The sequence below is a fragment of the Sinomonas sp. P10A9 genome, from assembly GCF_041022165.1.
Classification (GTDB): domain Bacteria; phylum Actinomycetota; class Actinomycetes; order Actinomycetales; family Micrococcaceae; genus Sinomonas; species Sinomonas puerhi.
In genome coordinates, this window is sequence record NZ_CP163302.1 from 3502084 (window position 1) to 3524820 (window position 22737).

The 22737-nt window shown below is 69.6% G+C and carries 21 protein-coding genes and 1 riboswitch; of the genes, 17 read left to right on the forward strand and 4 right to left on the reverse strand.

Annotated elements, in window-relative coordinates:
* The first annotated feature begins 1 nt into the window (after position 1).
* Positions 2 to 2344, forward strand: a complete 2343-nt coding sequence (locus AB5L97_RS16040) for a chorismate-binding protein (RefSeq protein ID WP_369045397.1) — start codon at positions 2 to 4, stop codon at positions 2342 to 2344.
* Between the two features lie 84 nt (positions 2345 to 2428).
* Here the strand turns inward: AB5L97_RS16040 and cls are convergent, their stop codons facing one another.
* On the reverse strand, positions 2429 to 3886 hold the full coding sequence (cls, locus tag AB5L97_RS16045; RefSeq protein ID WP_369045398.1) for a cardiolipin synthase: 1458 nt from the start codon (positions 3884 to 3886) through the stop codon (positions 2429 to 2431).
* Positions 3887 to 3908: 22 nt separating this feature from the next.
* Here cls and AB5L97_RS16050 point away from each other — a divergent pair, with 22 nt between their 5' ends.
* From AB5L97_RS16050 to mmsB, 4 genes are all read left to right on the forward strand, one after another.
* Positions 3909 to 4823, forward strand: coding sequence for an aminodeoxychorismate lyase (locus tag AB5L97_RS16050; protein ID WP_307955864.1), 915 nt, complete (start codon positions 3909 to 3911; stop codon positions 4821 to 4823).
* Between the two features lie 628 nt (positions 4824 to 5451).
* Positions 5452 to 6954: a CoA-acylating methylmalonate-semialdehyde dehydrogenase gene (locus AB5L97_RS16055; protein WP_369045399.1), complete on the forward strand. Its 1503-nt coding sequence runs from the start codon at positions 5452 to 5454 to the stop codon at positions 6952 to 6954.
* The gene (locus AB5L97_RS16060) at positions 6955 to 8055 is read left to right on the forward strand and encodes an enoyl-CoA hydratase/isomerase family protein (protein ID WP_369045400.1); all 1101 of its coding nucleotides are present in this window, start codon (positions 6955 to 6957) and stop codon (positions 8053 to 8055) included.
* Between the two features lie 65 nt (positions 8056 to 8120).
* The gene (gene mmsB, locus AB5L97_RS16065; RefSeq protein WP_369045401.1) at positions 8121 to 9044 is read left to right on the forward strand and encodes a 3-hydroxyisobutyrate dehydrogenase; all 924 of its coding nucleotides are present in this window, start codon (positions 8121 to 8123) and stop codon (positions 9042 to 9044) included.
* A gap of 139 nt (positions 9045 to 9183) precedes the next feature.
* On the opposite strand, the gene AB5L97_RS16070 is transcribed toward mmsB, so the two are convergent.
* Both AB5L97_RS16070 and AB5L97_RS16075 read right to left on the reverse strand, forming a co-directional pair.
* Complete coding sequence (locus AB5L97_RS16070; protein WP_307955868.1) at positions 9184 to 9687, reverse strand: MarR family winged helix-turn-helix transcriptional regulator; 504 nt, start codon at positions 9685 to 9687, stop codon at positions 9184 to 9186.
* Positions 9688 to 9749: 62 nt separating this feature from the next.
* Entirely contained in the window at positions 9750 to 11528 is a 1779-nt protein-coding gene (locus AB5L97_RS16075) for an AMP-binding protein (RefSeq protein WP_423246796.1), read from the reverse strand.
* A gap of 145 nt (positions 11529 to 11673) precedes the next feature.
* Here AB5L97_RS16075 and AB5L97_RS16080 point away from each other — a divergent pair, with 145 nt between their 5' ends.
* From AB5L97_RS16080 to AB5L97_RS16110, 7 genes are all read left to right on the forward strand, one after another.
* Positions 11674 to 12879: an acyl-CoA dehydrogenase family protein gene (locus AB5L97_RS16080; protein ID WP_307955869.1), complete on the forward strand. Its 1206-nt coding sequence runs from the start codon at positions 11674 to 11676 to the stop codon at positions 12877 to 12879.
* Between the two features lie 72 nt (positions 12880 to 12951).
* Positions 12952 to 13260, forward strand: a complete 309-nt coding sequence (locus AB5L97_RS16085; protein ID WP_369045402.1) for a hypothetical protein — start codon at positions 12952 to 12954, stop codon at positions 13258 to 13260.
* A gap of 227 nt (positions 13261 to 13487) precedes the next feature.
* Positions 13488 to 14711: a cobalamin-independent methionine synthase II family protein gene (locus AB5L97_RS16090; protein ID WP_369045403.1), complete on the forward strand. Its 1224-nt coding sequence runs from the start codon at positions 13488 to 13490 to the stop codon at positions 14709 to 14711.
* Between the two features lie 3 nt (positions 14712 to 14714).
* Positions 14715 to 15722 (forward strand): acyl-CoA thioesterase, encoded by a 1008-nt coding sequence (locus AB5L97_RS16095; RefSeq protein WP_369045404.1) that lies wholly within the window; start codon positions 14715 to 14717, stop codon positions 15720 to 15722.
* Between the two features lie 146 nt (positions 15723 to 15868).
* The gene (locus tag AB5L97_RS16100) at positions 15869 to 16411 is read left to right on the forward strand and encodes a DUF998 domain-containing protein (protein ID WP_369045405.1); all 543 of its coding nucleotides are present in this window, start codon (positions 15869 to 15871) and stop codon (positions 16409 to 16411) included.
* A gap of 62 nt (positions 16412 to 16473) precedes the next feature.
* Complete coding sequence (locus AB5L97_RS16105) at positions 16474 to 16875, forward strand: ArsR/SmtB family transcription factor (protein ID WP_369045406.1); 402 nt, start codon at positions 16474 to 16476, stop codon at positions 16873 to 16875.
* A complete protein-coding gene (locus tag AB5L97_RS16110; protein ID WP_369045407.1) occupies positions 16872 to 17366 on the forward strand; it encodes an SRPBCC family protein in 495 nt (164 codons plus the stop codon). Before AB5L97_RS16105 ends, AB5L97_RS16110 begins: the two co-directional genes overlap by 4 nt.
* Positions 17367 to 17399: 33 nt before the next feature.
* Here the strand turns inward: AB5L97_RS16110 and AB5L97_RS16115 are convergent, their stop codons facing one another.
* On the reverse strand, positions 17400 to 18662 hold the full coding sequence (locus AB5L97_RS16115; RefSeq protein ID WP_369045408.1) for an NAD(P)/FAD-dependent oxidoreductase: 1263 nt from the start codon (positions 18660 to 18662) through the stop codon (positions 17400 to 17402).
* A gap of 131 nt (positions 18663 to 18793) precedes the next feature.
* Positions 18794 to 18907, forward strand: a riboswitch (SAM riboswitch).
* Between the two features lie 6 nt (positions 18908 to 18913).
* Between AB5L97_RS16115 and AB5L97_RS16120 the strand changes: the two genes are divergently transcribed.
* The 5 genes from AB5L97_RS16120 to AB5L97_RS16140 all read left to right on the forward strand — a co-directional run bounded on the left by AB5L97_RS16120 (position 18914) and on the right by AB5L97_RS16140 (position 22716).
* Complete coding sequence (locus AB5L97_RS16120; protein WP_423246797.1) at positions 18914 to 19234, forward strand: DUF1737 domain-containing protein; 321 nt, start codon at positions 18914 to 18916, stop codon at positions 19232 to 19234.
* Positions 19231 to 19644 (forward strand): rhodanese-like domain-containing protein, encoded by a 414-nt coding sequence (locus tag AB5L97_RS16125; RefSeq protein ID WP_307955878.1) that lies wholly within the window; start codon positions 19231 to 19233, stop codon positions 19642 to 19644. Before AB5L97_RS16120 ends, AB5L97_RS16125 begins: the two co-directional genes overlap by 4 nt.
* Positions 19645 to 19653: 9 nt before the next feature.
* Positions 19654 to 20862, forward strand: a complete 1209-nt coding sequence (locus tag AB5L97_RS16130) for an O-succinylhomoserine sulfhydrylase (protein ID WP_369045409.1) — start codon at positions 19654 to 19656, stop codon at positions 20860 to 20862.
* 190 nt (positions 20863 to 21052) lie between these two features.
* Positions 21053 to 22219: a globin domain-containing protein gene (locus AB5L97_RS16135; RefSeq protein WP_369045410.1), complete on the forward strand. Its 1167-nt coding sequence runs from the start codon at positions 21053 to 21055 to the stop codon at positions 22217 to 22219.
* Positions 22216 to 22716: a DivIVA domain-containing protein gene (locus AB5L97_RS16140; RefSeq protein WP_307955881.1), complete on the forward strand. Its 501-nt coding sequence runs from the start codon at positions 22216 to 22218 to the stop codon at positions 22714 to 22716. The genes AB5L97_RS16135 and AB5L97_RS16140 overlap by 4 nt, the downstream gene beginning before the upstream one ends.
* Positions 22717 to 22737 lie beyond the last annotated feature (21 nt).

Sequence of the window (22737 nt, forward strand, 5' to 3'; positions counted from 1 at the left end):
GGTGGCACCGGCACCCACGCCGCGCCGCCCCGCCATCATCGCGGTCGACGGTCGCTCCGGGGCGGGCAAGACATCGCTCGCCGTCGAGGTCGCGGCGGCGTTGCGCGAGCACCGTAGTGTCGCGCTCCTGCACCTCGAGGACCTGTACCCGGGGTGGGACGGGCTCGACGAGGGGATCCGCCGCGGCCTGCAGGTCCTCGAGTGCCTCCGGCGCGGCGAGCCGGCCCGCTGGCGCCCGTGGGACTGGGCCGCGGACGCCGAGGGTGCCGAACGCGTGACCCAGCCCGCCGACGTCGTGCTCCTCGAGGGCGTGGGCGCGAGCGCCGCCCCCCTGCGTGCGCTGATCGACGCGGTGGTCTGGGTGGAAGCGGCAGACGACGAGCGCAAGCGCCGCGCCCTCGCGCGCGACGGCGAGACCTACGCGCCGCACTGGGACCGCTGGGCCGCGCAGGAGGAGGCATGGCTCGCGCACGACGCCGCATCCTCGGCCGCCGCAGTCACCGTCACCTTGGATGGCTCCCGCCCGGGCGACGCCGGGGCCGAGCTCACCGCCGCCCTGGTCATCAATGCGCTCGCGGACCTGCCGTCCCTCCGCGACCTCCTCGCCCCCGAGCGGTCCGCGCGGGAGTCCGGGGGCGTCGTCGTGCGTCGGATGCCCGCCGTGCCGGACCCGCAGGCGCTCTTCGCCGAGCTGTTCGGCGCCTCGGAACGTGCCGTCTGGCTCGACTCCTCTGATGCCGAAGTCGGGTCGTCAGGGGCCGGAGTCGGGTCCCGCAGCAGGTTCAGCATCATGGCCGACGACGCCGGCCTCCTCGGACGGCACATGGCCCACCGCCGCGGACTGACCGAGGTGGTGCACGGTCCCGGATCGGCGACGCCGGTCTCCGCCCGGTTCGACACGCCCTTCTTCCGCTGGCTCGACGCCGAGTGGGGACACGGCGGGAGCGGAGTGCCTGGCCTCGAGTGCGGCTTCGCCCTCGGCTGGCTCGGGTACCTCGGCTACGAGCTCAAGCGCGAATGCGGGGGCTCCGATGTGGACCCAGGCCTCGCGGACGCCCAGCTGATCTTCGCCGCGCGGGCCGTGGTGCTCGACCACGCGCGAGGCGAGGCATGGCTCCTCGCCCTCGATGCGCCCGACGCCGAAGCCTGGCTCGACGTCGCGGCCGCGGCCGTCCGGCACGCACACGGGGTGACCTCGGGCGCACACGCGGTGACCTCGGGCGTGCATGGGGTGACCTCGGGTCCACACGGGGTGACCTCAGGCGCGCACGGGGTGACCTCGGGTCCACACGGGGTGACCTCAGGCGCGCACGGGGTGACCTCGGGCCCACACGGGGTGACCTCGGCGCATCTGGGGCCGGTGTTCTCGGGACGGGACTCGGCGTCGTCCTACATGGACAAGGTCCGCGCGGCCCTCGCCGAGATCGCCGACGGCAACACCTACGAGGTCTGCCTCACCACGACACTCGAGGCGACAGTCGCCGCAGGCGACAAACCTGCAGGCGACAGCCTTGGAGCCGACACTCACGCGGGCGGCCATCACAGCGGCCAGAGTCAGGACGTCGAGAGTCGCGACCTCGCCCGTCCCAGCGGCGACCGCCCCGCCGTCGTGCCCCTCGACGTCTACGGTGCCCTGCGGCGCCGCAGCCCGGCGCCCTTCGCAGCCTTCGCGCGGTTCGGGGGGCTCGCGATCGCGAGCACGTCGCCGGAGCGCTTCCTCGCCGTGACCGCCGACGGCGATCTCCGCGCCGAGCCGATCAAGGGCACCCGCCGCCGCACCCCGGGCGGAACGGCCGCCGAGGATGCCCTGGCCGATGCGCGCGTGCGCGCCGAGCTCGCGGCGAACCCCAAGGACCGCGCCGAGAACCTCATGATCGTAGACCTGCTGCGCAACGACCTCAGTCACCACGCGGTGCCCGGCTCGGTTGCGGTGTCACGGCTGTTCGCGGTCGAGACGTACGCGACAGTGCACCAACTCGTGAGCACCATCGACGCGCGTCTCCGCCCCGGCGCCTCGCGCGCCGAGGCGATCGCCGCCGCCTTCCCGCCCGGTTCCATGACGGGCGCCCCGAAGATCAGCACGATGGCCATCCTCGACCGCCTCGAGGCCGGCCCGCGCGGGGTCTACTCGGGCGCGATCGGCTACTTCTCGCGCACGGGCGCGGCGGACCTCTCGGTGGTGATCCGCACCCTGGTTATTCAGGAGCACGACGGCGCCGCGCGCCTCACGCTCGGAGTGGGCGGCGCCGTCGTGGCCGACTCGGACCCCTCGGACGAGTACGAGGAGATCCGGACCAAGGCCTTCGCGGTCCTCGGCGCGCTGGGTTCGGAGTTCCCGGGCTGACCGGCGGCGTCGCCAGACAGCCGCGCACCGCCCGAGACCGCACCAGACCGCCCCAGCCCGCGCCTGCGCGGACGGCCGCGAGCGCTACTGAAGCGTCGCCGTCAGCCGGGCGACGTTGTCCACATACCGGGTCAGCATCGGCCGGTTGCGCCACTCGTGCAGGTCGAGGCGTTTGCTCACGTCCCGGTACATGTCCTCGACCTTGCGCATCTGCCCGACGATGACCGAGCCCGGCAGCATGAGCGAGACCTCCATATTGAGCGAGAACGAGCGCATGTCCATGTTGGAGGAACCGAGGACGGCGACGTCGTCGTCGACCGTGAAGTGCTTCGCGTGCAGCACGAACGGTTTCGGGTAGCGGTAGATCTTGACCCCAGCGACGAGGAGTTGCTCGTAGTACGACTGCTGGGCGTGGTGCACAAGGAACTGATCCCCCTGCTCCGAAACGAACAGCTCGACGTCGACACCGCGCTGCGCCGCCGTCGTGACCGCGTAGAGGAGCGAGTCGTCGGGGACGAAGTACGGGCTGCAGATCGAGAGCCGGTGCTGCGCCGAATAGATGAGGGTATTGAAGAGCCGGAGGTTGTTCTCGTTCGCGAAGGCCGGGCCGCTCGGCACTACCTGCGCGGGCTCGTCGCCAGCCTGATCGGCGGCCTCGAGCTGGTCCTCGAGGATCTCGTCCGTCTCCGAGAGCCAGTCAGTGGCGAAGACGATGTTGAGCGTCGTGACGGCCGGACCGTCGATCCGGGCCATGAGCTCAACCCATTTCCGGTTGCCCTTGCGGTGGTAGGTCCGCTCGATGAGGTTCAGCGAGCCCGTGAAGGCGATCTCGCCGTCGACCACCATGATCTTCCGGTGGTTGCGCAGGTCCACCCGCCGCCACTGGCCGCGCACCGGCAGGAGCGGGAGCATGCGGTGCCACTGGATACGGGTCTCCTTGAGCCGCCTCACGAAGCCCCGGTAGCCCTTGACCCGCAGCGACCCGATGTGGTCGTACAGGAACCGGACCTCGACGCCGCGGTCCGCGGCGTCGGCGAGGGCCCTGAACAGCTCGTCGGTGACCTCATCCCAGCCGACGATGTAGAACTCGGCGTTGACGAACCGCTTGGCGCCGCGCACCGCCTCGGTCATCTCTGCGATCGAGTCCTCGTAGCCCGGGATGAGGCGCACCGTGTTGCCGTTGACCATCGGCAGGGACCCGAGGCCGCGGTTGAGCTCCGCGGCGGACTGGAGCCAGTCGGGACCCTCGAAGGCCGTGTCGACGTCATGCGAGTCGGCGAGCGCCGCACGGACGCGCGCGTTGACCTGCTGCTGCTGCTCGCGGCGCTTGCCGGAGACCCGGAAGTTGCCGAACATGAGGAACAGCAGCAGCCCGATGGTGGGCACGAAGAAGATCGCAAGGAGCCACGCCATCGCCGTCGTGGGCCGCCGGTTGCCGGGGATGATGCCCAGCACCGCCACGCGGATCACGAGATCGACCGCCGCCAGCAGCAGCGTGACCCAGTCCGGCAGGAACCCCACGAGGGGGAACTGGAACACCATAGGCACAGCCTAAGCTGTCCCCATGACTCAGACCGTTCTCGTGTTCCTCGACCGCGCGTTGCCCGACGGACGCATCGAGGACGCCACCAAGCCACAGCTGTTCGCCACCGATCTCGGTGCGACGCGCGGCGACGGGGTGTTCGAGACGGCACTCGTGCTGGACGGCCACGTCCGCAAGCTGCCCGCACACCTGCACCGCATGACCCACAGCGCCGCGCTGCTCGATCTGGACATCCCGGACCACACGGTCTGGGAACGGGCCATCGTCACCGCGCTCGACGAATACCAGCGCGTGGTGGGGCCCCTCACCGAGGTGGTCGTGAAGCTCGTGGTGACGCGCGGCGTCGAGGGAGCGCACGAGCCGACGTGCTGGGTCGCCGCGTCCGCGCCAGCGCCGGCGGCGAAGCGCCAGCGCGAGGAAGGCATCGATGTGCTCCTCCTGGATCGGGGCTACGACTCCGACGTCGCGGAGCGCGCCCCGTGGCTGCTCCTGGGCGCCAAGACCCTCTCCTACGCCGTGAACATGGCCGCGCTGCGTTACGCGCATGCACACGGCGCCGACGACATCATCTTCACGTCCACCGATGGGCAAGTCCTCGAGGGGCCCACCTCGACCGTGCTGCTCGCCCACGCTGAGAAGGACGACGCCGGCCGGGTCACCCTCAAGAGGCTTGTCACCCCGCGCCTGGACTCGGGGATCCTCCCGGGCACCTCCCAGGGTGCGCTGTTCGCGGCGGCGAAGGACGCCGGATGGGAGCTCGGGTATGGGCCGCTCGTTCCGGAGGACCTGTTCGACGCCGACGCCGTGTGGCTCATCTCCTCCGTGCGGCTGCTCACCCCCGTGAACCACCTCGACGGCAAGCCCATCGGCTCCGACCCGGACCTCTCCAAGGCCCTGACCGAGGAGCTCGCGGCCCTGTTCGACGCGATCCATTGACGCGAGATCGGGTCCCGTAACGCCGAAGTCACCCCATGTGGGCGCGAGATCACCCCGTGTGGGCGCGACGTAGGGCCCCCTGACGCCGAAGTCACCCCGTGTGGGCGTGAGATCACCCCGTGTGAGCGCGAGGTCACCCCGTGTGAGCGTGAGATCACCCCGTGTGAGCGTGAGATCACCCCGTGTGGACGCGAGGTCACCCCGTGTGAGCGCGACGTCGGGCCATAGGCGCATATCTACCATCGAGCGCGCACCTTTTCGGCGACCGGCTCCGCCCGAAGTTCCTTTGTTGCCCCCAGGTGCCGCTTTCGCTCGACCCCCTCGACCGGAAGTTCCTGTCTCGCGGAGCAGTTCGCCGGGAGCGCGCTTCGGAGCGAAATAGGAACTGCGGAGTCGAGAAGTTCATTTTCCACCGGCGCCGGCCCCGCAGTTGCCCGTCATTACCCAACCTCGCGCCCACACGGGGTGACCTCGTGCTCACACGGGGTGACCTCGCGCCCACACGGGGTGACCTCGCGCCCACACGGGGTGACCTCGGCGCGCCAGCTCTGGAAATTAGTTGGAAGTCCGAGTATCTTCGATCTCAGATGACCGGCATCACATTCCACCCCAAGCAAAGGAGCTTGCCATGGTCCGCGACCTCTCGCACTACATCGGCGGCGCACGCGTCGACGGCACATCCGGGCGTTACAGCGACGTCTACAACCCCTGCACGGGCGAGGTCCAGGCCCGCGTCCCGCTCGCGAGCACGGATGAGGTCAGCGAGGCCGTCGCCAACGCCGAGAAGGGTCAGGCCGAGTGGGGCGCCATGAACCCGCAGCGCCGCGGCCGGATCCTCCTGAAGTTCGTGGACCTCGCCAACGAGCACATGGATGAGCTCGCTGAGCTCCTCTCCTCCGAGCACGGCAAGACGTTCGCGGACGCCAAGGGCGATGTCCAGCGCGGCCTCGAGGTTGTCGAGTTCTCGGCCGGCGCCGCCCCGCACCTGCTCAAGGGCGAGTTCTCCGACAGCGTCGGTACGGGCATCGACGTGCACTCGCTGCGCAAGCCGCTCGGCGTCGTCGCCGGCATCAGCCCCTTCAACTTCCCCGCGATGATTCCGCTGTGGCAGGCGGGCCCCGCGCTCGCGGCCGGCAATGCGTTCATCTGCAAGCCGAGCGAACGGGACCCCTCGGTCCCCCTCCGCCTCGCCGAGCTGCTCACCGAGGCCGGTCTCCCCGACGGCGTCTTCAACGTGGTCAACGGCGACAAGGAGGCCGTGGATGCGCTCCTGACGCACCCCCGCGTCCAGGCCATCGGCTTCGTCGGATCCACCCCGATCGCCCAGTACATCTACTCGACCGCCGCGGCGCACGGCAAGCGCGCGCAGTGCTTCGGCGGCGCGAAGAACCACATGGTGATCCTCCCGGACGCAGACCTGGACATGGCCGCGGATGCGCTCATCGGCGCGGGCTTCGGCTCCGCCGGCGAGCGCTGCATGGCCATCTCGGTAGCCGTCCCGGTTGGCGAGGAAACGGCGGACGCCCTCGTCGGCAAGCTCCAGGAGCGCATCAAGGACCTGCGGGTCGGCGCGAGCATGGACAAGGACGCGGACTTCGGGCCGGTCGTCGCCGCGTCGGCCAAGGAGCGGATCGAAGGCTACATCGCCCAGGGCGTCGAGGAGGGCGCGGACCTGCTCGTGGACGGTCGCGGCCACACGGTCGAGGGCTACGAGGGCGGCTTCTGGGTGGGCCCCACGCTCTTCGACCGCGTCACGAAGGACATGACGATCTACCAGCACGAGATCTTCGGCCCGGTCCTGAGCGTCGTGCGCGCCACGGACTACGACGAGGCCCTGCGACTGTGCAGCGAGCACGAGTTCGGCAACGGCGTCGCGATCTTCACGCGTGACGGAGACGCCGCCCGCGACTTCGCGAGCCGCGTCGAGGTCGGCATGGTCGGGGTCAACGTGCCGATCCCGGTGCCGATCGCCTACTACACGTTCGGCGGCTGGAAGGCCTCCGGATTCGGCGACCTCAACCAGCACGGCCCCGATGCGTTCCGGTTCTTCACGAAGACCAAGACGGTCACGTCCCGCTGGCCGTCCGGCGTCCGCCAGGGCGCGAGCTTCGTCATGCCGGCGGGCAGCTGAATGGCGGCTGAAGCCGACGCGTCCGCGACCGTCCAGGCCACCGCGGAAGTCCTCTTCGAGCGGCGCGGCCGGCTCGGCGTCGTCGTGCTCAACCGCCCGCGCGCCGTCAACGCGCTCACCCACGGCATGGTCACGGCGATGCTCGCGCAGCTCACGGAATGGGCCGAGGACGACGCCGTGCAGACGGTCCTCGTGCGCGGCGCCGGCGAGCGCGGGCTGTGCGCCGGCGGGGACATCGTGGCGATCTACCGGGACATGGTCGACGGCGGCGACGCGAGCGCGCGCTTCTGGGCCACCGAGTACCGGCTCAACTCGCTCATCAGCCGCTACCCGAAGCCCTACGTCGCGTTCATGGACGGCCTCGTGCTCGGCGGCGGCGTGGGGGTCTCGGCCCACGGTTCGCACCGGGTGGTCACCGAGCGCACCCGCACTGGTATGCCGGAGACCACGATCGGGTTCGTGCCAGACGTCGGCGGCACGCTCCTGCTCGCGTACGCGCCGGGCGAGGCGGGCACCCATGCCGCGCTCACGGGCGCACACCTCGATGGCGCGGACGCGCTGCACCTCGGCCTCGCGGACTTCTTCGTCCCGAGCGACCGGCTGGACGAACTCGCCACGGCGCTCGAGACGGAGCGGGCGGACGACGCCGTTGCCCGGCTCGCGCGGCAGGCACCCCTTTCCGCGCTCGCGGCACAGCGCGGGTGGGTCGATGAGGCCTACGCGTCAGACGACGCCGAGGAGATCGTGCGCCGCCTGCGGGCCTCGGAGCTCTCCGTGGCCCGCGAGGCCGCCGACACAATCGAGTCCAAGTCACCCACCTCGGTCAAGGTGACGCTCGAGGCGCTGCGGCGCGCACGGGCCCGCGGCCCGATCGCCCTGGCCCTCGAGGAGGCCCTCGACGAGGAGTACCGGATAGGGCTGCGCCTCCTCGCCGGGCACGACTTCCGCGAGGGCATCCGCGCCCAGGTCATCGACAAGGACCGGAACCCGCGCTGGGAGCCGGCCACGCTCGCCGGCGTGACGCGCGAGCAGGTCGAGACCTGCTTCGCGCCGCTCGGCGAGCGCGAACTGGGCCTCGCCGCGGCGGTCGCTGCCCGGTGAGCGCAGACCCGGGCATTGAGCCCGCAGGACGTTCACACCCGCATCAGGAGACTGAAGGAGACACCATGACCGACCCCTCCGCCGCAGGCACCATCGCGTTCCTCGGCCTTGGCCACATGGGCGGGCCGATGGCGGCGAACCTCATCAAGGCCGGCTACAGCGTCATCGGGTACGACCCGGTCCCCGCCGCCGTCGAGGCCGCACAGGCGCACGGGATCCCGCTCGCCGGGACCGCAGCCGAGGCCGCGGCTGGCGCCGCCGTGGTCCTGACGATGCTGCCGAGCGGCCGCCACGTCCTGGACGCGTACCGCGGCATCGGCGGCGAGGCTGGCCTGCTCGCGGTGGCCGGGCCCAACACGCTGTTCCTCGACTGCTCCACGATCAACGTGACCGAAGCTCAGGAGGCTGCCGCGGCGGCCATCGCGGCGGGCCACCGCTCGGTGGACGCGCCCGTCTCGGGCGGCGTGGTCGGAGCCGAGGCCGCGACGCTCACGTTCATGGTGGGCGGCGAGGCCGAGGACTTCGACTCCGTCCGCCCGGTCCTCGAGGCCATGGGCAAGCGCGTGGTGCACTGCGGCGCCCACGGCCTCGGCCAGGCGGCCAAGGTCTGCAACAACATGATCCTGGGCGTATCAATGATCGCGGTGAGCGAGGCGTTCGTGCTCGGCGAGAAGCTCGGACTCACCCACGAGGCCCTGTTCGACGTCGCGGCCCACGCCTCCGGCCAGTGCTGGGCCCTCACGACCAACTGCCCGGTTCCCGGCCCGGTGCCCACGAGCCCGGCCAACCGGGACTACCAGCCCGGGTTCGCCGGTGCGCTCATGGCCAAGGACCTCCGACTGGCCGTCAACGCGGTCGAGCACACGGGCGTCGCGGCGGAGATGGGTCCGCTCGCCTCGAGGATCTACGACTCGTTCGTGGAGCACGGCGGGGCAGGGACGGACTTCTCCGGCGTCATCAACACCATCCGGGAGCAGTCGGACCACTAGCCCCAGCAGTAACCCCCTCCCCCTCCCCCTCCCCACGTTGAGGGGTCACGTCCCCGTTGAGGGGTCACATCTCTAATTCTTGAGGCCTGCTCTTTAGAGAAGTGACCCCTCATTTGGGAAGTGACCCCTCAACTGAAGGTCACGCGAAGTCCCCGGCCGCACGGCGGAAGTCGCTGAGGATGCGGATGAGGTCCTCGACGTCGCCGCCGGTGAACCCGGACCGGGCAAAGACCTCGGCGTTGAGCCGCGCGGTCGCCTCCTTGGCCACCGCGCGGCCGTCGGGGGTGAGCTCGATGAGCGTGGTCCGCCCGTCCGTGGGATGCGGTGTCCGCGCGACGTACCCGGCCTGGGCTAGCCGGTCGACGGCGTTGGTCACCGACGTGGGGTGCACCTGGAGGAGCGCGCTGGCCCGGTTCATGGGCAACGCCCCCGTGCGGGCAAAGCTCAGGAGCGCGAGCATCTCGTAGCGTGCGAACGTGAGCCCGAGTGGTCTGAGCACGTCCTCGATGCGCGCGGTGAGGATCTGCTGCGTGCGCATGATCGCCGTGATGGCGGCCATGGGCGCCGCGACGTCCCCCCACCCGTGCCGCTCCCAGTTGCGCTGGGCATCGGCAATCGGGTCGCGGGGAAGCGGGGCGCCCATGGTCCTCCTCTCCTGACGTGTCTGACGTGTCTGCCGCGCTGACTAGTCTTTCGTTGTGCTGACTAGTCTTTCAGAGACGGGAAGTCACTCTCGCCATATTCGATCCCGAATCCGCTCGCGAGCTCCACGGCCCGACCCTCCGAGCCTCCGTGCCGTGCCTCCTCACTGTGCCGCAGCTCGACGCGCCGGATCTTGCCCGAGATCGTCTTGGGCAGCTCAGCGAACTCGATGCGGCGGATGCGCTTGAACGGCGCCAGCTGCGCCCGGCAGAAGCGCAGGATCTCCTCCGCGACCGCAGGCCCCGGCTCGTACCCGCCCGCGAGCACCACGAAGGCCTTCGGGACGGAGAGCCGCACCTCATCCGGGGAGGGCACGACGGCGGCCTCGGCCACCGCGGGGTGCTCGATCAGCACGCTCTCGAGCTCGAACGGTGAGAGCCGGTAGTCCGAGGACTTGAAGACGTCGTCGCCGCGGCCCACATAGGTGATGACGCCATCGGCATCCCGCGTCGCCATGTCGCCCGTGTGGTAGTAGCCGCCGCGGAACGCGTCCGCGGTCTTCTCTGGGTCCCCGTAGTAGCCCTTCATGAGCCCCACAGGCCGGGGGTCGAGGCGCAGGCACAGCTCGCCGTCGTCCGACTCGTCGCCTGTCGTGGGGTCCACGAGCACGACGTCGTAGCCGGGGAGCGGACGTCCCATTGCACCGGCGGTGACGGGCTGGCCAGGCGTGTTGGCGACCTGGACGGTGGTCTCGGTCTGCCCGAAGCCGTCGCGGATCGTCACGCCCCAGGCCTTCTCCACCTGGCCGATAACCTCGGCGTTGAGCGGCTCGCCGGCCGAGACGACCTTGCGCGGCGGAGCCGTGAGCTGGGTCAGGTCGGACTGGATGAGCATCCGCCACACCGTGGGCGGGGCGCAGAAGCTCGTGACGCCCTCGGCACCCATCTGGGCCATGAGCGCGGAGGCGTCGAAGCGCTCGTAGTTGTAGATGAACACCGTAGCCTCGGCGATCCACGGTGTGAACACATTGGACCATGCGTGCTTGGCCCACCCGGGCGAGGCCACGTTGAGGTGCACGTCGCCCGGCTCGAGGCCGATCCAGTACATCGTGGAGAGGTGGCCCACGGGGTATGAGGTGTGCGTGTGCTCAACGAGCTTGGCCCGGCTCGTAGTACCGGACGTGAAGTAGAGCAGGAGCGTCTCGTCGGCCTTCGTGGGGGCATCGGGCGTGAAGTCGGTGGCCGAGGCGGCAGAGTCACCGTAGCTGAGGACGCCGTCGTTCGGAACACCCTCGTCGGACGCTCCCAGCGCGGAGTCCGCACCCGGCGTCGTGCTTCCCCCGACGACGATGAGGCGGTAGCCGCCCGGTACGTCGTCGAACTTGTGGGCGTTCGCGGCGCCCACGGTGACCCAGTGCGCGCCGCCGCGCTCCACGCGGTCCTCGAGGTCGCGGCGCCCCATGAGGGTGGTGGTCGGGATCATGACGACGCCGAGCTTGATGCCCGCGAGCATGAGCTCCCACAGCTCCACCTGGTTGCCGAGCATGATGATCATGCGGTCCCCGCGCTGCACGCCCTGCTCCCGCAGCCAGTTGGCGACCTGCGACGAGCGCGCGGAGAGCTCCGCGAAGGTGCGGCGCGTGGAGCTGCCGTCCTGCTCCACGATCACAAGGGCGGCCTGGCTGCCGCGGACTGGATCAGCGCCGAGGGCGTCGAACCAGTCGAGCCCGAAGTTGAACTCATCGAAGCGGGGCCACTCGAACTCGGCGTGGGCGCGGGCATAGTCCGCGCGGAGCTCGAGCAGCCGGTCCCGGGCCGCCCGGAATTCGTCGGTGACAGTCATTGTCTGCCTTTCGTGTCCGCCCCCGGGACGCCCTCGTCCCAGCAGTCGTGCTAGTGATCCGTGTCACGATGAAATATAGTAGGACTTCCTAGGGTTTGAACAGGGAGCCGTTCACGAGACGCCCCGAGATTGACGAAGAGGTCACATGCTTCAGGCACCAGAATCCCTCCTGGCCCCCGCCGCACCGATGGAACCGCCCTTCCCCGACGCCGACCTCATGCACGTCGTCGACCTGCTCTCACCCCGGGAGCGGGCGCGATTCAGCGAGCTGCGGACCGTGCTCCAGCGGGACATCCGCCCGCTCACGCCCGAGTACTGGAACCGCGAGGAGTTCCCGTTCGGCCTCCTGCCCCGGCTCGCCTCCCTCGGCCTCGGCCGGCTCCAGACCGACGGGTCCTCGCGCCTGTTCACGGGGCTCGCGTACATGGAGATGGCCCGGGCCGATGTCTCCCTGTCCGCCCTGGTGGGGATCCACAACGAGCTCATCGTGGGCATGATCAACGATCTCGGTTCGCCTGAGCAGAAGGCCCGGTGGCTGCCGGGCCTTCAGTCCCTCACCGAGCTCGGCGCGTTCGCGCTCACCGAGCCCGAGCACGGCTCGGACATCGCTGGCGGCCTCGCCACGACGGCGACGCACGACGGCGCGGGCTGGGTCCTGCGCGGGGCGAAGCGTTGGATCGGGGCTGGCACCATCGCCGACTTCGCCCTCGTCTGGGCCCGCGACACGGCCGACGGCGCGATCAAGGCCTTCATCGTCGAGACCGATCGGCCCGGGTTCACGGCCACGAAGATCGCCAACAAGATCGGCCTGCGCATCATGCAGAACGCCGACATCGTCCTGGACGACGTCCGCGTCCCCGACGGCAACCTGCTTCCCGGCGCGACCGCGTTCAGCCGGGCCAACGAGCTCTTGCGCGACTCGCGCGCATGGGTCGGGTGGCAGGCCGCGGGCATCCAGCTCGGAGCGTTCGACATCGCCCGGGCGTATTCGCTCGAGAGGATCCAGTTCGGGCGCGAGCTTGCGTGCTTCCAGCTCGTCCAGCAGCAGCTCGCGGAGATCCTCGGCAACGCGCACGCGTCGCTCTCGCTCATGGTGGAGCTCGCGCGCATCCAGGAGTCGGGGCAGCTCGAGATGGTGCAGTCCGCCATGGCGAAGTCGACCACCACCCGGCTCGCCCGCTCTTCCGTGGCTCTCGGACGGTCCATCCTGGGCGGCAACGGGATCACAACCGACTACGAGATGGCCAAGCTCTTCGGCGACGCGGAGGTCCTGTACACCTACGAGGGCACGTACGAGATCAACTCGCTCATCGTCGCCCGGGCGGTGACCGGCAAGTCCGCCTTCGTCTGAGATCCGCGCCCGCGACGCACGGTGAGACGCAAGGCTCTGGCGGTGGCGGCGTCGTGCGTCTACGGTGCGGGTATGGAACACACCGATCGCGTGCCCGCCCCACCGGGACTCCCGGCATTCGATGACGCCGCACCGCTCGACGACGGCTACAGCCAGACCGAGAACTACGGCCACAACCAAGAGTCGATGCAGCTGCGCGACCCGAGCCGATACGCCGACGCCCCGCCCGGGGAGCCCCGCACCGAGCTCCCGCCTGCGGCCCCGGCCGCGCCGGCGAAACGCCGCCCCCACACCTCGGGCCTCGGGACCTCCGGCGCCGCGGGCATCCCGGACTCTGCGGGCGCCACCCACACGGGGTTCGGGGACCCGGACCGCGACTGACCGCAGCCCCGCCGATCCGCACGGGGTGACCTCGGCGCCACATGGGGTGACCTCGGCACCACCCGGGGTGACCTCGGCACCACACGAGGTGACCTCGGCACCACCCGGGGTGATCTCGGCGTCACACGGGGTGACCTCGGCACCACCTGGGGTGACCTCGGCGTCACACGGAGTGACTTCGGCAGGGATGGTCGCGAACCGCGGCGCCCATGAGAAAGACTGGCGCCATGCAGAACGCGACTCACAACACGGACTTCATCCAGGTATCGCACGCGGGATCCCTCCCCCGTACCCCCGAGCTCCTCGCGGCCAACGCCGCGCAGGCCGAGAACCCCGGCGACGCCGCGGCGTTCGAGGAGCTCCTTGCCGGTTCGGTGAAGGACATCGTCGCGAAGCAGCGCGAGGCCGGCGTCACGCTCCCGAATGACGGCGAGTACGGCCACACGATGTCCAACTCGGTGGACTACGGCGCGTGGTGGAACTACTCGTTCTCGCGCCTGGGCGGCCTCACCCCGGGCGGCGTGGACCGCTGGCAGATGACGGACGAGATCCGCTCCGAGCCGGGCCACATCCGCCTCACCACCATGAAGGACCGCCGCGACCGCCTGCGCTTCGACGAGGCGTACAACGACCCGAACTCGTTCATCCTCACGGGCCGCAAGACGGTCCTGCAGCCCACCGTGACGGGGCCCCTCACATACACCGGCCAGGAGGCCGTCCAGCGGGACGTTGCCCACCTCAAGTCGGCCCTCGCGGCGAACGGCTTCGAGACCGGCTTCCTCCCGGCCCTCTCCCCCGGCTCCGCGAGCCGTATCGCCAACGAGTACTACAAGGACGAGGAAGAGCTCGTCTACGCGTGCGCCGACGCAATGCGCGAGGAGTACAAGGCGATCATCGACGCGGGCCTCATCGTCCAGATCGACGACCCCTCGATCGCCGAGAACTGGGACATGATCAACCCCGAGCCGAGCCTCGCGGACTACCTCAAGTTCACGCAGATCCGCGTCGAGGCCCTCAACTACGCGATCCGCGACCTCCCGCAGGACCAGATCCGCTTCCACCTGTGCTGGGGTTCATGGCACGGTCCGCACACCACTGACCTGCCGTTCAAGGACCTCGCGGCGACGATGCTCTCGATCAACGCCGGCTCCTACTCGTTCGAGGCGGGGAACGTGCGGCACGAGCACGAGTGGAAGGTCTGGCGCGATCTGGACCTTCCCGAGGACAAGGTCATCGTGCCGGGCGTCGTCTCGCACGCGACCAACGTCGTAGAGCACCCCGAGCTGGTCGCGGACCGGATCGAGAACTTCGCCCGGATCGTGGGACGCGAGCGCGTCATCGCCTCGACGGACTGCGGCCTCGGCGGCCGCGTGCACCCGCAGATCGCGTGGGCCAAGCTCGAGGCGCTCTCCGAGGGCGCGAAGATCGCCACCGATCGCCTCTGGGGATAGGGCATGACGCACGACGCCGCCGCCTCGCCTCCCACTGTCGCCTCGCCGGAGCATCCGGCCGGCAACGAGGTCACCCTCCGCTTCCTCGCCGCGCCCACGGACAAGGGGCACTCCGGCTCCGTGGACGCGGGCACCGTCCTCGAGTGGGTGGACAAGGCGGCGTTCGCTGCGGCGGTGGGCTGGTCGAAGACCTACTGCGTGACCGCCTACGTGGGGAACATCCACTTCGCGGACCCGGTCAACGTGGGCGACATGGTCGAGGTCACCGGGACGATCGTCTACACGGGCCGGACGTCGATGCACATCCGCACCGTGGTCTCCTCTGGCGATCCGAAGGGCGGCACACCCACGATGCGCAGCCAGTGCCTCGTGATCTTCGTGGCGGTCGGCGAGAACGGCCGCCCCGTCGAGGTCCCGAGGTGGGTCCCGCGGACCGACGCCGAACGCGAGGCAGAGGCGAACGCCGTCGCCCGTATCACGGTGCGTGACGAGATCGTCGCGTCGATGAAGCGCCAGGAGTACACGGACGCCGGAACGGCCGAGCGGGTGGTGCTGCGCTTCCTCGCCGCGCCGACGGACGTCAACTGGGGCGGCAAGGTGCACGGCGGCACGGTCATGAAGTGGATCGACGAGGCCGCGTACCTGTGCGCGTCGCGCTATTCCGGGCGGGACACGGTCGCCGTCTTCTCAGGCGGCGTGCGGTTCTACCGGCCGCTGCTCATCGGAGACGTCGTGGAGGTGGAGGCTCGGCTCGTGTACACCGGGACGAAGGGCATGCACATCGCGGTCCATGTACGCTCCGGCTCGCCCAAGGGCCACGAGCTGCATCTCACCACGTACTGCCTCACGGTCATGGTGGCCCGCGACGAGACCGGCGCCGCAGTCCCTGTCCCCCGCTGGGCGCCGGTCTCCGACGAGGACAAGCGCCTGTGGGAGCATGCCCGAGAGCTCCTCGAGATCCGCGGCAGGGCCCCCGGCGGGCGCCTGCCGAACCACCTCCTGCGGTCTTAGGCGTGCTGGGCCAGGGTCCGTAGTGCCTCATGTCAAGATGCTCGCGAAAGTGGTGCGCGAGCACCTTAGACGAGCCAAGTCGGGCCATTGACGCAGAGGCGGGGGAGAGAGATCCTCCTGCAGGCGGCCCCACCGGGAAGCCCATGATGAAGATCCGGAAAGCAGGGCATTTGCGGTCTCGACGCGTCTTCAGCGTCTGCTGCTTCGGCGTCTTCGTGTTTGCCACGATGGCGCTGCCGCTGACTCGCCCAGACCTGTCCTTGAGGCGAGACCAGATCAGCGATCTGTTGGTGGGCGAAGGGTCCGCAGCCGCTGTCGCTGCCTTCCTCGCCTTGGCGGCGGGGTCGGCATTGCTGGGCCAGGAGTACTGGCGCCGAGGACGTCAGCTGACCTCGGCGGTACTGCTCCTCTTTGCGGCAGCCACGGCCGTCGCGGGCCTGACGGCGCCGAGCTCGGCCCAGCACAACGTCGCGGCCCTCGCGGCGTTCTTGGCCGGGCCCATCGCTGCAGCCTCCGCGGGCTGGCTTCCGCCGCGAGCACGCATCAGCTGGGCAGTGGCGTTGATCGGGTCATTCGCCCTCTGGCCCTTGGGAGCCGGGCTGGGCGAGCGCGCTACGGTCTACGGCGAAATCCTCTTCTTCGCGTACCTGTCCGCAACGGCCGAGCGTTTGCCTAGCCCGCCGCGCTGACCCTAGACGAGTCAACTCGGGGTCTTGCGCGCCGGTGGCTTAGGGGGCTAACGTACAACCAAATGGTTGTAGATCAGAAACCCCGAGAATTCACCGACGAGGAGATCGACCGCATCTTCGGCGCCCTCGCGGACGCGACCCGCAGGGACATCCTGCGGCAGTCGATGCTCGGTGAGCAGTCGGTCTCGGGGCTCGCCAGGAGCTACACCATGAGCTTCGCGGCGGTGCAGAAGCACGTCGCGGTGCTCGAACGGGCTCTGCTCGTCACGAAGGAGCGCCGCGGGAGGGAGCAGATCGTGCACTCGAACCCCGCGGCGATCCGCAGAGCGGCGCGTCTCCTCGACGCCTACGAGGAGCTGTGGCGCGACCGCATCGCCCGGATCGGGGACATCCTGTCCGAGGCCACCCCACCCCCACAGAACCAGCAGCACCAACCGAGAAAAGACAGGGACATCGCACCATGACCTTCGTCAGCAGCACCAAGGACACCGAGAACCTCACCATGACTCTGGTCACCGAGTTCGCCGCGGACCGCGAGCGCGTGTGGCAGGTGTGGGAGGACCCGCGCCAGCTCGAGCGCTGGTGGGGTCCGCCCACCTGGCCGGCCACGTTCGCCACCCACAACTTCGCCCCCGGCGGCCGGTGCCACTACTTCATGACCGGCCCGGACGGCACCGAGGCGCACGGATGGTGGGAGATCACTGCTGTGGACGCTCCGCATCGCCTTCAGATCGAAGACGGATTCGCCAACGAAGACGGCTCCCCCGTGGACCCTCTCGACACGACCACCATGGTCATGACGCTCGAGGACACGCCGACCGGCACACGCATGACGACGGTGTCCAGATTCCGCAGCGCCGACCAGCTCGAACGCATGCTCGGCATGGGCATGGAGGAGGGCATGAAGGAGGCGTCCGGCCAGATCGACGCGCTTCTGGCCGCGTTGGCCGCGTAGGCACACCGCGGGATCCGTCCGTCTACGCGGTTCCTACGGGGTGTGGGACGAGTCCGGGCGGCTCAGCACCACGAAGGAGCGCCGGTGCGTGATGTAGTCGCTCGGCCAGGTCGCGACGGCGCGGATCTTCTGCAGGGTCCCGGAGAGCAGCACAACGTGGACCCCGAGCCACGCGAGGAACGCGAGCGGGCCGTTGAGCAGCACGCGCTTCGGGCCCGGACCGACCTCGGCGACGGCGGAGCCGCGGCCCACCATGGCCATGTAGCCCTTGTCCACGTAGGCGAACGGGGCCCGGTGGCCGCCGTCCCTGTCGGCGAGGATGTTCTTCGCCGCCCACGTCCCCGCCTGCAGGGCGCACGAGCCGAGCTGGGGCAGCTGGTTGCCCTTCGCGTCGGTCATGTTGGCTGCGTCTCCGAGCACGTAGACCCCCTCGACCCCCGGAGCCGTGAGGTCCGGGTTGACGTCGATGCGGCCGCCGCGGCCCTGGGGCAGGCCGGAACCGGCCACCACCGGCCCCGCCTTGAGCCCGCCGGCCCACACCACGAGGCTGGCCGGGATCTCGGTCCCGTCCTTGAGCAGGACTTTGTCCCGGGCGATCTCCGCGACCGGCGTCCCGAGGTGGAGCTGGACGCCCATGGCGGCCAGCCGCCGTCCTGCGTATTCCTTGGACTTGTCCGAGAAGACGTTGAGCACGTTGGGCACCATGTCCACGAGGTGCACGTGGCAGCGGCTGGCAAGCCGCGGTGAGAAGTAGTCGCTCAGCACGTACTTGACGGTCTCGGCGAGGGCGCCGGCCGTCTCGACGCCGGTCGGCCCGGCGCCGATCACCACGAAGTGGATCTCCGTGCCGTCGTCGGCCCGGTCGGCCGTCTCGAGGACGTTGGAGAGGGTCCCACCCAGGCTCACGGCGTCGTCGACCGAGTAGAGCGGGTAGGTGACCTCCGCGCCGGGGGTGTTGAAGAAGTTGGCCTCCGCACCCGAGGCGAGGATGAGGAACCGGCCCTCGTACGACTTCCCGTCGGACGTCGTGACGCGCTTGGCCCCGACGTCGACACCGGTCACCTCCGCGACGACCACGCGGACGTTGGGCTGCCCCCGGAAGATGTCCCGCAGCGAGCGGGCCACCTCGGAAACACCCAGCTGCACGGTCGCGACCTGGTAGAGGAGCGGCTGGAACTGATGGTAGGGGTTCTTGTCGATCAGGAGGACCCGCACGCCCTTGCGCCCGAGAGTGCGGGCTGCTGCGACCCCGGCAAACCCTCCGCCGACCACGATGACTTCGTAGTTCTCGTCCACCTGCCGCACACTACCCACTCGCGGACCGCGTGGGAACCTCCGGAAGCGAGCGGAGCACGAATCCGTGTGTTGCCAATAGTTACCGCCGATCCGTGGTCCGCCCCAGCGCCGCGTGCTACGTTCAATCGAAGAGTAACGAGCGCCAGCGCCAAGCCCTGACTTGCTGGCCGGCAACCCTCCATGTGGCGGGGTGCCTCAGGTGAGTACTCGGCATTCGTTTCTCGATACGCAAGCTACGAAGGAGCCCTGCCATGTCCGACACCGCGACTGAGCATTCTGAGCCGGCCGCCGCGACGACGCCGCTCAACGATCCCGCGGCCCCAGGCGACCCCGCCGAGGAGAAGCTGGCCTACCGGCTCCTGACCGGCCCCGACACCCGCGAATTCTGTGCCCGCATCTCCAAGGCCCTCGCCGACGGCTACGTGCTGCACGGGAGCCCTGCCGCGACATTCAACGGCATCGACGTGATCGTCGCCCAGGCGATAATTCTCCCCCACGCCGTGGCAAGGGCCGACGCCGCCGTCGCCTCCGCCGTCGATTCGCTCGAGTACGAGGGCGAGGGGCACGCATGAGCTACGCGGGAGACCTCACGCCCCACGAGGCATGGGCGAAGCTCGAGGGCGGCGACGCCGTGCTCGTGGACGTGCGCACCGAGGAGGAGTGGGCGCACATCGGCATCCCCGACACCAAGGGCACCGACAATGATCCGCTGTTCATCCCGTGGTCCTTCGAGGGCGGGATCCCGAACCCCGATTTCGTGATGGAGCTCGAGCTCCAGGGGCCGGACGACAAGGCCACCGAGCTGCTCTTCCTCTGCCGCTCGGGAGCCCGCTCTGCGGCAGCCGCCTCGGTGGCCGCGAACCTCGGCTTCACCGCATACAACGTGCTCGAGGGCTTCGAGGGAGTGCCCGGCCCGGACGGCCAGAGGACCGTCAACGGCTGGAAGAACCGCGGGCTGCCGACCAATCTGGGACAGGACTAAGTAACTTTCGTGAGCTTTGACATCAACAACGGAATATCAGGCGACTGGAGCCAGGACACCCAAGCCGTGCGCGGCGGACTCCTGCGAACCGAATTCCAGGAAACCTCAGAGGCGCTGTTCCTCAACTCGGGTTTCGTCTACGAATCCGCCGAGGCGGCAGAGCGGGCCTTCACCGGCGAGGACGAGCGCTTCGTGTACTCGCGCTACGGCAACCCGTCCGTGGCCATGTTCCAGGAGCGGCTCCGGCTGCTCGAGGGCACGGAGGCGTGCTTCGCGACGGCGTCCGGCATGTCCGCGGTGTTCACCGCCCTCGCGGCGCTCCTCGCCGCCGGAGACCGGGTCGTCGCGGCCCGGAGCCTGTTCGGCTCGTGCTTCGTGATCCTCAACGAGATCCTCCCCCGCTGGGGCGTCGAGACGGTCTTCGTGGACGGCCCGGACCTGGACCAGTGGCGCGAGGCACTCTCCGTGCCCACCACTGCCGTGTTCTTCGAATCGCCCTCGAACCCGATGCAGGAGCTCGTGGACATCGCCGCCGTGGCCGACCTCGCCCATGCGGCCGGCGCGCAGGTCGTCGTCGACAACGTCTTCGCGACCCCGCTCCTCCAGCGCTGCCTCGACTTCGGGGCGGACGTCGTCGTGTATTCCGGGACCAAGCACATCGACGGCCAGGGACGCGTCCTCGGCGGGGCCGTGCTGGGCACCAAGGAGTTCATCGACGGGCCCGTCAAGAACCTCATGCGCCACACTGGCCCGGCACTGTCCGCCTTCAACGCCTGGGTCCTCACGAAAGGCCTCGAGACGATGGGGCTGCGCGTGCGGCACTCGTCCGTGAACGCGCTCGCAATCGCCGAGTGGCTCGAGGCGCAGCCCGAGGTCAGCTGGGTCAAGTACCCGCACCTGCCCTCCCACCCGCAGTACGAGCTGGCCCGCAAGCAGATGAGCGCTGGCGGGACGGTCCTCACGTTCGAGCTCGCCGCACCGGACGGTCAGGGCAAGGAGGCCGCGTTCCGGCTCCTCAATGGCCTGAAGATCATCGACATCTCGAACAACCTCGGCGACGCGAAGTCCCTCATCACGCATCCCGCCACCACGACGCACCGTGCCATGGGGCCCGAGGGCCGTGCCGCGATTGGCCTCGGCGACGGCGTCCTGCGCCTGTCCGTGGGCCTCGAGGACATCGGCGACCTCATCGGCGACCTCGAGAAGGCGCTGCGGTGACCTCGCGCTGCCCGTCAATGCCCCCAAGGGGGGTTGACAAAACGCCCGTCATCACTCGGCTGGATCGGCCCGTGAGAACCGTGTAGGTTGCTGCGAGCAGGCGTGCTGCCGTTGGGGGCGGTCGACGACGCCAACATCCTTTGCCCGACGAACGGCACACATGCGCAGAATGCGCAGGAGGGACGGCTGCGTGGACTCCAACGCACTGAAGCGGACGTGGGCAATGGCGGCAGCCCTCGGTGACGAGGTGCCCCTGTACTTCTACTCGCACCTCTTCGCGACCCATCCAGAAGTACGCGACATGTTCCCTGTGGCCATGGGCGCGCAGCGCGACAAGCTGTTCTCCGCGCTCGGCCACATCATCAGCCACGCCGACCAGATCGACACCGTGGGCGGCTTCATCGGCCAGCTCGGACGCGACCACCGGCGCTTCTCGGTGGTGCCAGCGCACTACTCGATGGTGGGCGCCTCGTTCCTGGCGACCCTCCAGCGCTATCTCGGTTCCGAGTGGACGGATGAGGTCGCGCGCAGCTGGTCCGAGGCGTACGGCCTCATCGCGAAGGTCATGGTGGTGGCCGCGGAGGACGCCGCGGACGACTCCCCCGCGTGGTGGGACGGCGAGGTCCTCTCCGTGGACCGCCGCAGCCTCGACGTGGCCGTGCTCGAGGTCCGCATGCCGCACGATTTCACGTATGAGCCGGGCCAGGCCGTCGCGGTTGAAGTGCCCGCGCTCCCCCGCACGTGGCGGTACCTGAGCCCCGCGAACGCGCCCCGCCCGGACGGCATCGTGCAGTTCCACGTCCAGCTCATCCCGGGAGGCCTCTTCAGCACGGCTGCCGTGCGCAGGACCAACGCGGGGGACACCATCAGGGTGGGCGCCCCGATCGGCGACCAGCTCGCCGTCGACGGCCAGCGCGACCTGCTCCTCATCGGCGGGGGGACCGGCCTCGCACCGCTGTCCGCCGTGCTGGACCAGGTCGCGGCCCAATGGCGCGAGACCGGATGGGGCCCCCGCGTGGACCTCTTCCATGGCGCCCGCGTGCCGTGGAACCTCTACGACCAGCCACGGCTCACTGACCTCGCGGCACGCGAGCACTGGTTCTCGTTCCACCCTGTGGTCTCCGATGACCCCACCTTCCCGGGACTCACGGGATATGTGGGCTCTGCCGCAGCCGCGCACAGCTCGTCGTTGGGGCGACTGGTCCTCGTGTGCGGTTCAACGCCGATGGTGCGCCACACCGTCAGCGAACTCGCCGCTGTCGGGGTTCCCCGCAGCGACATTCGCTACGAGGACTACACCGGAGTCGAGGACAACTCTTCCCCCACCGGGGAAGACCAGCTAGAAGGGACACGATGAGCACTTCCCCCCACGGCGGCCGGATCAGCCCCTCCGAAGTCCGCCACGCCACGTTCGAGCAAGTCGGCCAGGGCTACGATACGGGAGCCGTCCACTACTTCCTGAGTTCCGTCGCCGACCAGATGGAGGCCGACCGCGTCCAGATCGAGGCGCGCGGGGCCAACGCCCAGGACGAGATGGTCAAGATCATCAGCCAGGCGCAGGTCCTCGCCGAGAAGTTCGTCGCCGAGGCCGAGCAGTACTCCAAGGACCTCGTCGCGAGCGCGAGGACCCAGTACAGCGAGATCCTGCGCCGCGCCGAGGAGTCCGGAGGCAGCCGCACCGGCAGCCAGGTCGTCGCGGCCAACAGCACCGGGCCGGAGTACACGACGCCGATCGACGAGATCGAATACGTCCGCACCTACACGAAGGTTGCACAGGTCCAGCTGCGCGCCGTCATCGACGCCCTCGCCGAGCAGGTCAACAAGCTCGGGGACGTCCCCAAGTCCAGCAAGTAGGTCCAGCCAACCCACCGCCGT

Bases quoted from the DNA above. Each gene is read 5' to 3' on its own strand.
- AB5L97_RS16095 (WP_369045404.1), top strand. From the start codon at position 14,715: ATGACGCACGACGCCGCCGCCTCGCCTCCCACTGTCGCCTCGCCGGAG.
- AB5L97_RS16140 (WP_307955881.1), top strand. From the start codon at position 22,216: ATGAGCACTTCCCCCCACGGCGGCCGGATCAGCCCCTCCGAAGTCCGC.
- AB5L97_RS16075 (WP_423246796.1), bottom strand. From the start codon at position 11,528: ATGACTGTCACCGACGAATTCCGGGCGGCCCGGGACCGGCTGCTCGAG.
- AB5L97_RS16090 (WP_369045403.1), top strand. From the start codon at position 13,488: ATGCAGAACGCGACTCACAACACGGACTTCATCCAGGTATCGCACGCG.
- AB5L97_RS16100 (WP_369045405.1), top strand. From the start codon at position 15,869: ATGAAGATCCGGAAAGCAGGGCATTTGCGGTCTCGACGCGTCTTCAGC.
- AB5L97_RS16050 (WP_307955864.1), top strand. From the start codon at position 3,909: ATGACTCAGACCGTTCTCGTGTTCCTCGACCGCGCGTTGCCCGACGGA.
- AB5L97_RS16085 (WP_369045402.1), top strand. From the start codon at position 12,952: ATGGAACACACCGATCGCGTGCCCGCCCCACCGGGACTCCCGGCATTC.
- AB5L97_RS16070 (WP_307955868.1), bottom strand. From the start codon at position 9,687: ATGGGCGCCCCGCTTCCCCGCGACCCGATTGCCGATGCCCAGCGCAAC.
- cls (WP_369045398.1), bottom strand. From the start codon at position 3,886: ATGGTGTTCCAGTTCCCCCTCGTGGGGTTCCTGCCGGACTGGGTCACG.
- AB5L97_RS16105 (WP_369045406.1), top strand. From the start codon at position 16,474: ATGGTTGTAGATCAGAAACCCCGAGAATTCACCGACGAGGAGATCGAC.
- AB5L97_RS16060 (WP_369045400.1), top strand. From the start codon at position 6,955: ATGGCGGCTGAAGCCGACGCGTCCGCGACCGTCCAGGCCACCGCGGAA.
- AB5L97_RS16125 (WP_307955878.1), top strand. From the start codon at position 19,231: ATGAGCTACGCGGGAGACCTCACGCCCCACGAGGCATGGGCGAAGCTC.
- mmsB (WP_369045401.1), top strand. From the start codon at position 8,121: ATGACCGACCCCTCCGCCGCAGGCACCATCGCGTTCCTCGGCCTTGGC.
- AB5L97_RS16055 (WP_369045399.1), top strand. From the start codon at position 5,452: ATGGTCCGCGACCTCTCGCACTACATCGGCGGCGCACGCGTCGACGGC.
- AB5L97_RS16080 (WP_307955869.1), top strand. From the start codon at position 11,674: ATGCTTCAGGCACCAGAATCCCTCCTGGCCCCCGCCGCACCGATGGAA.
- AB5L97_RS16110 (WP_369045407.1), top strand. From the start codon at position 16,872: ATGACCTTCGTCAGCAGCACCAAGGACACCGAGAACCTCACCATGACT.
- AB5L97_RS16120 (WP_423246797.1), top strand. From the start codon at position 18,914: ATGTCCGACACCGCGACTGAGCATTCTGAGCCGGCCGCCGCGACGACG.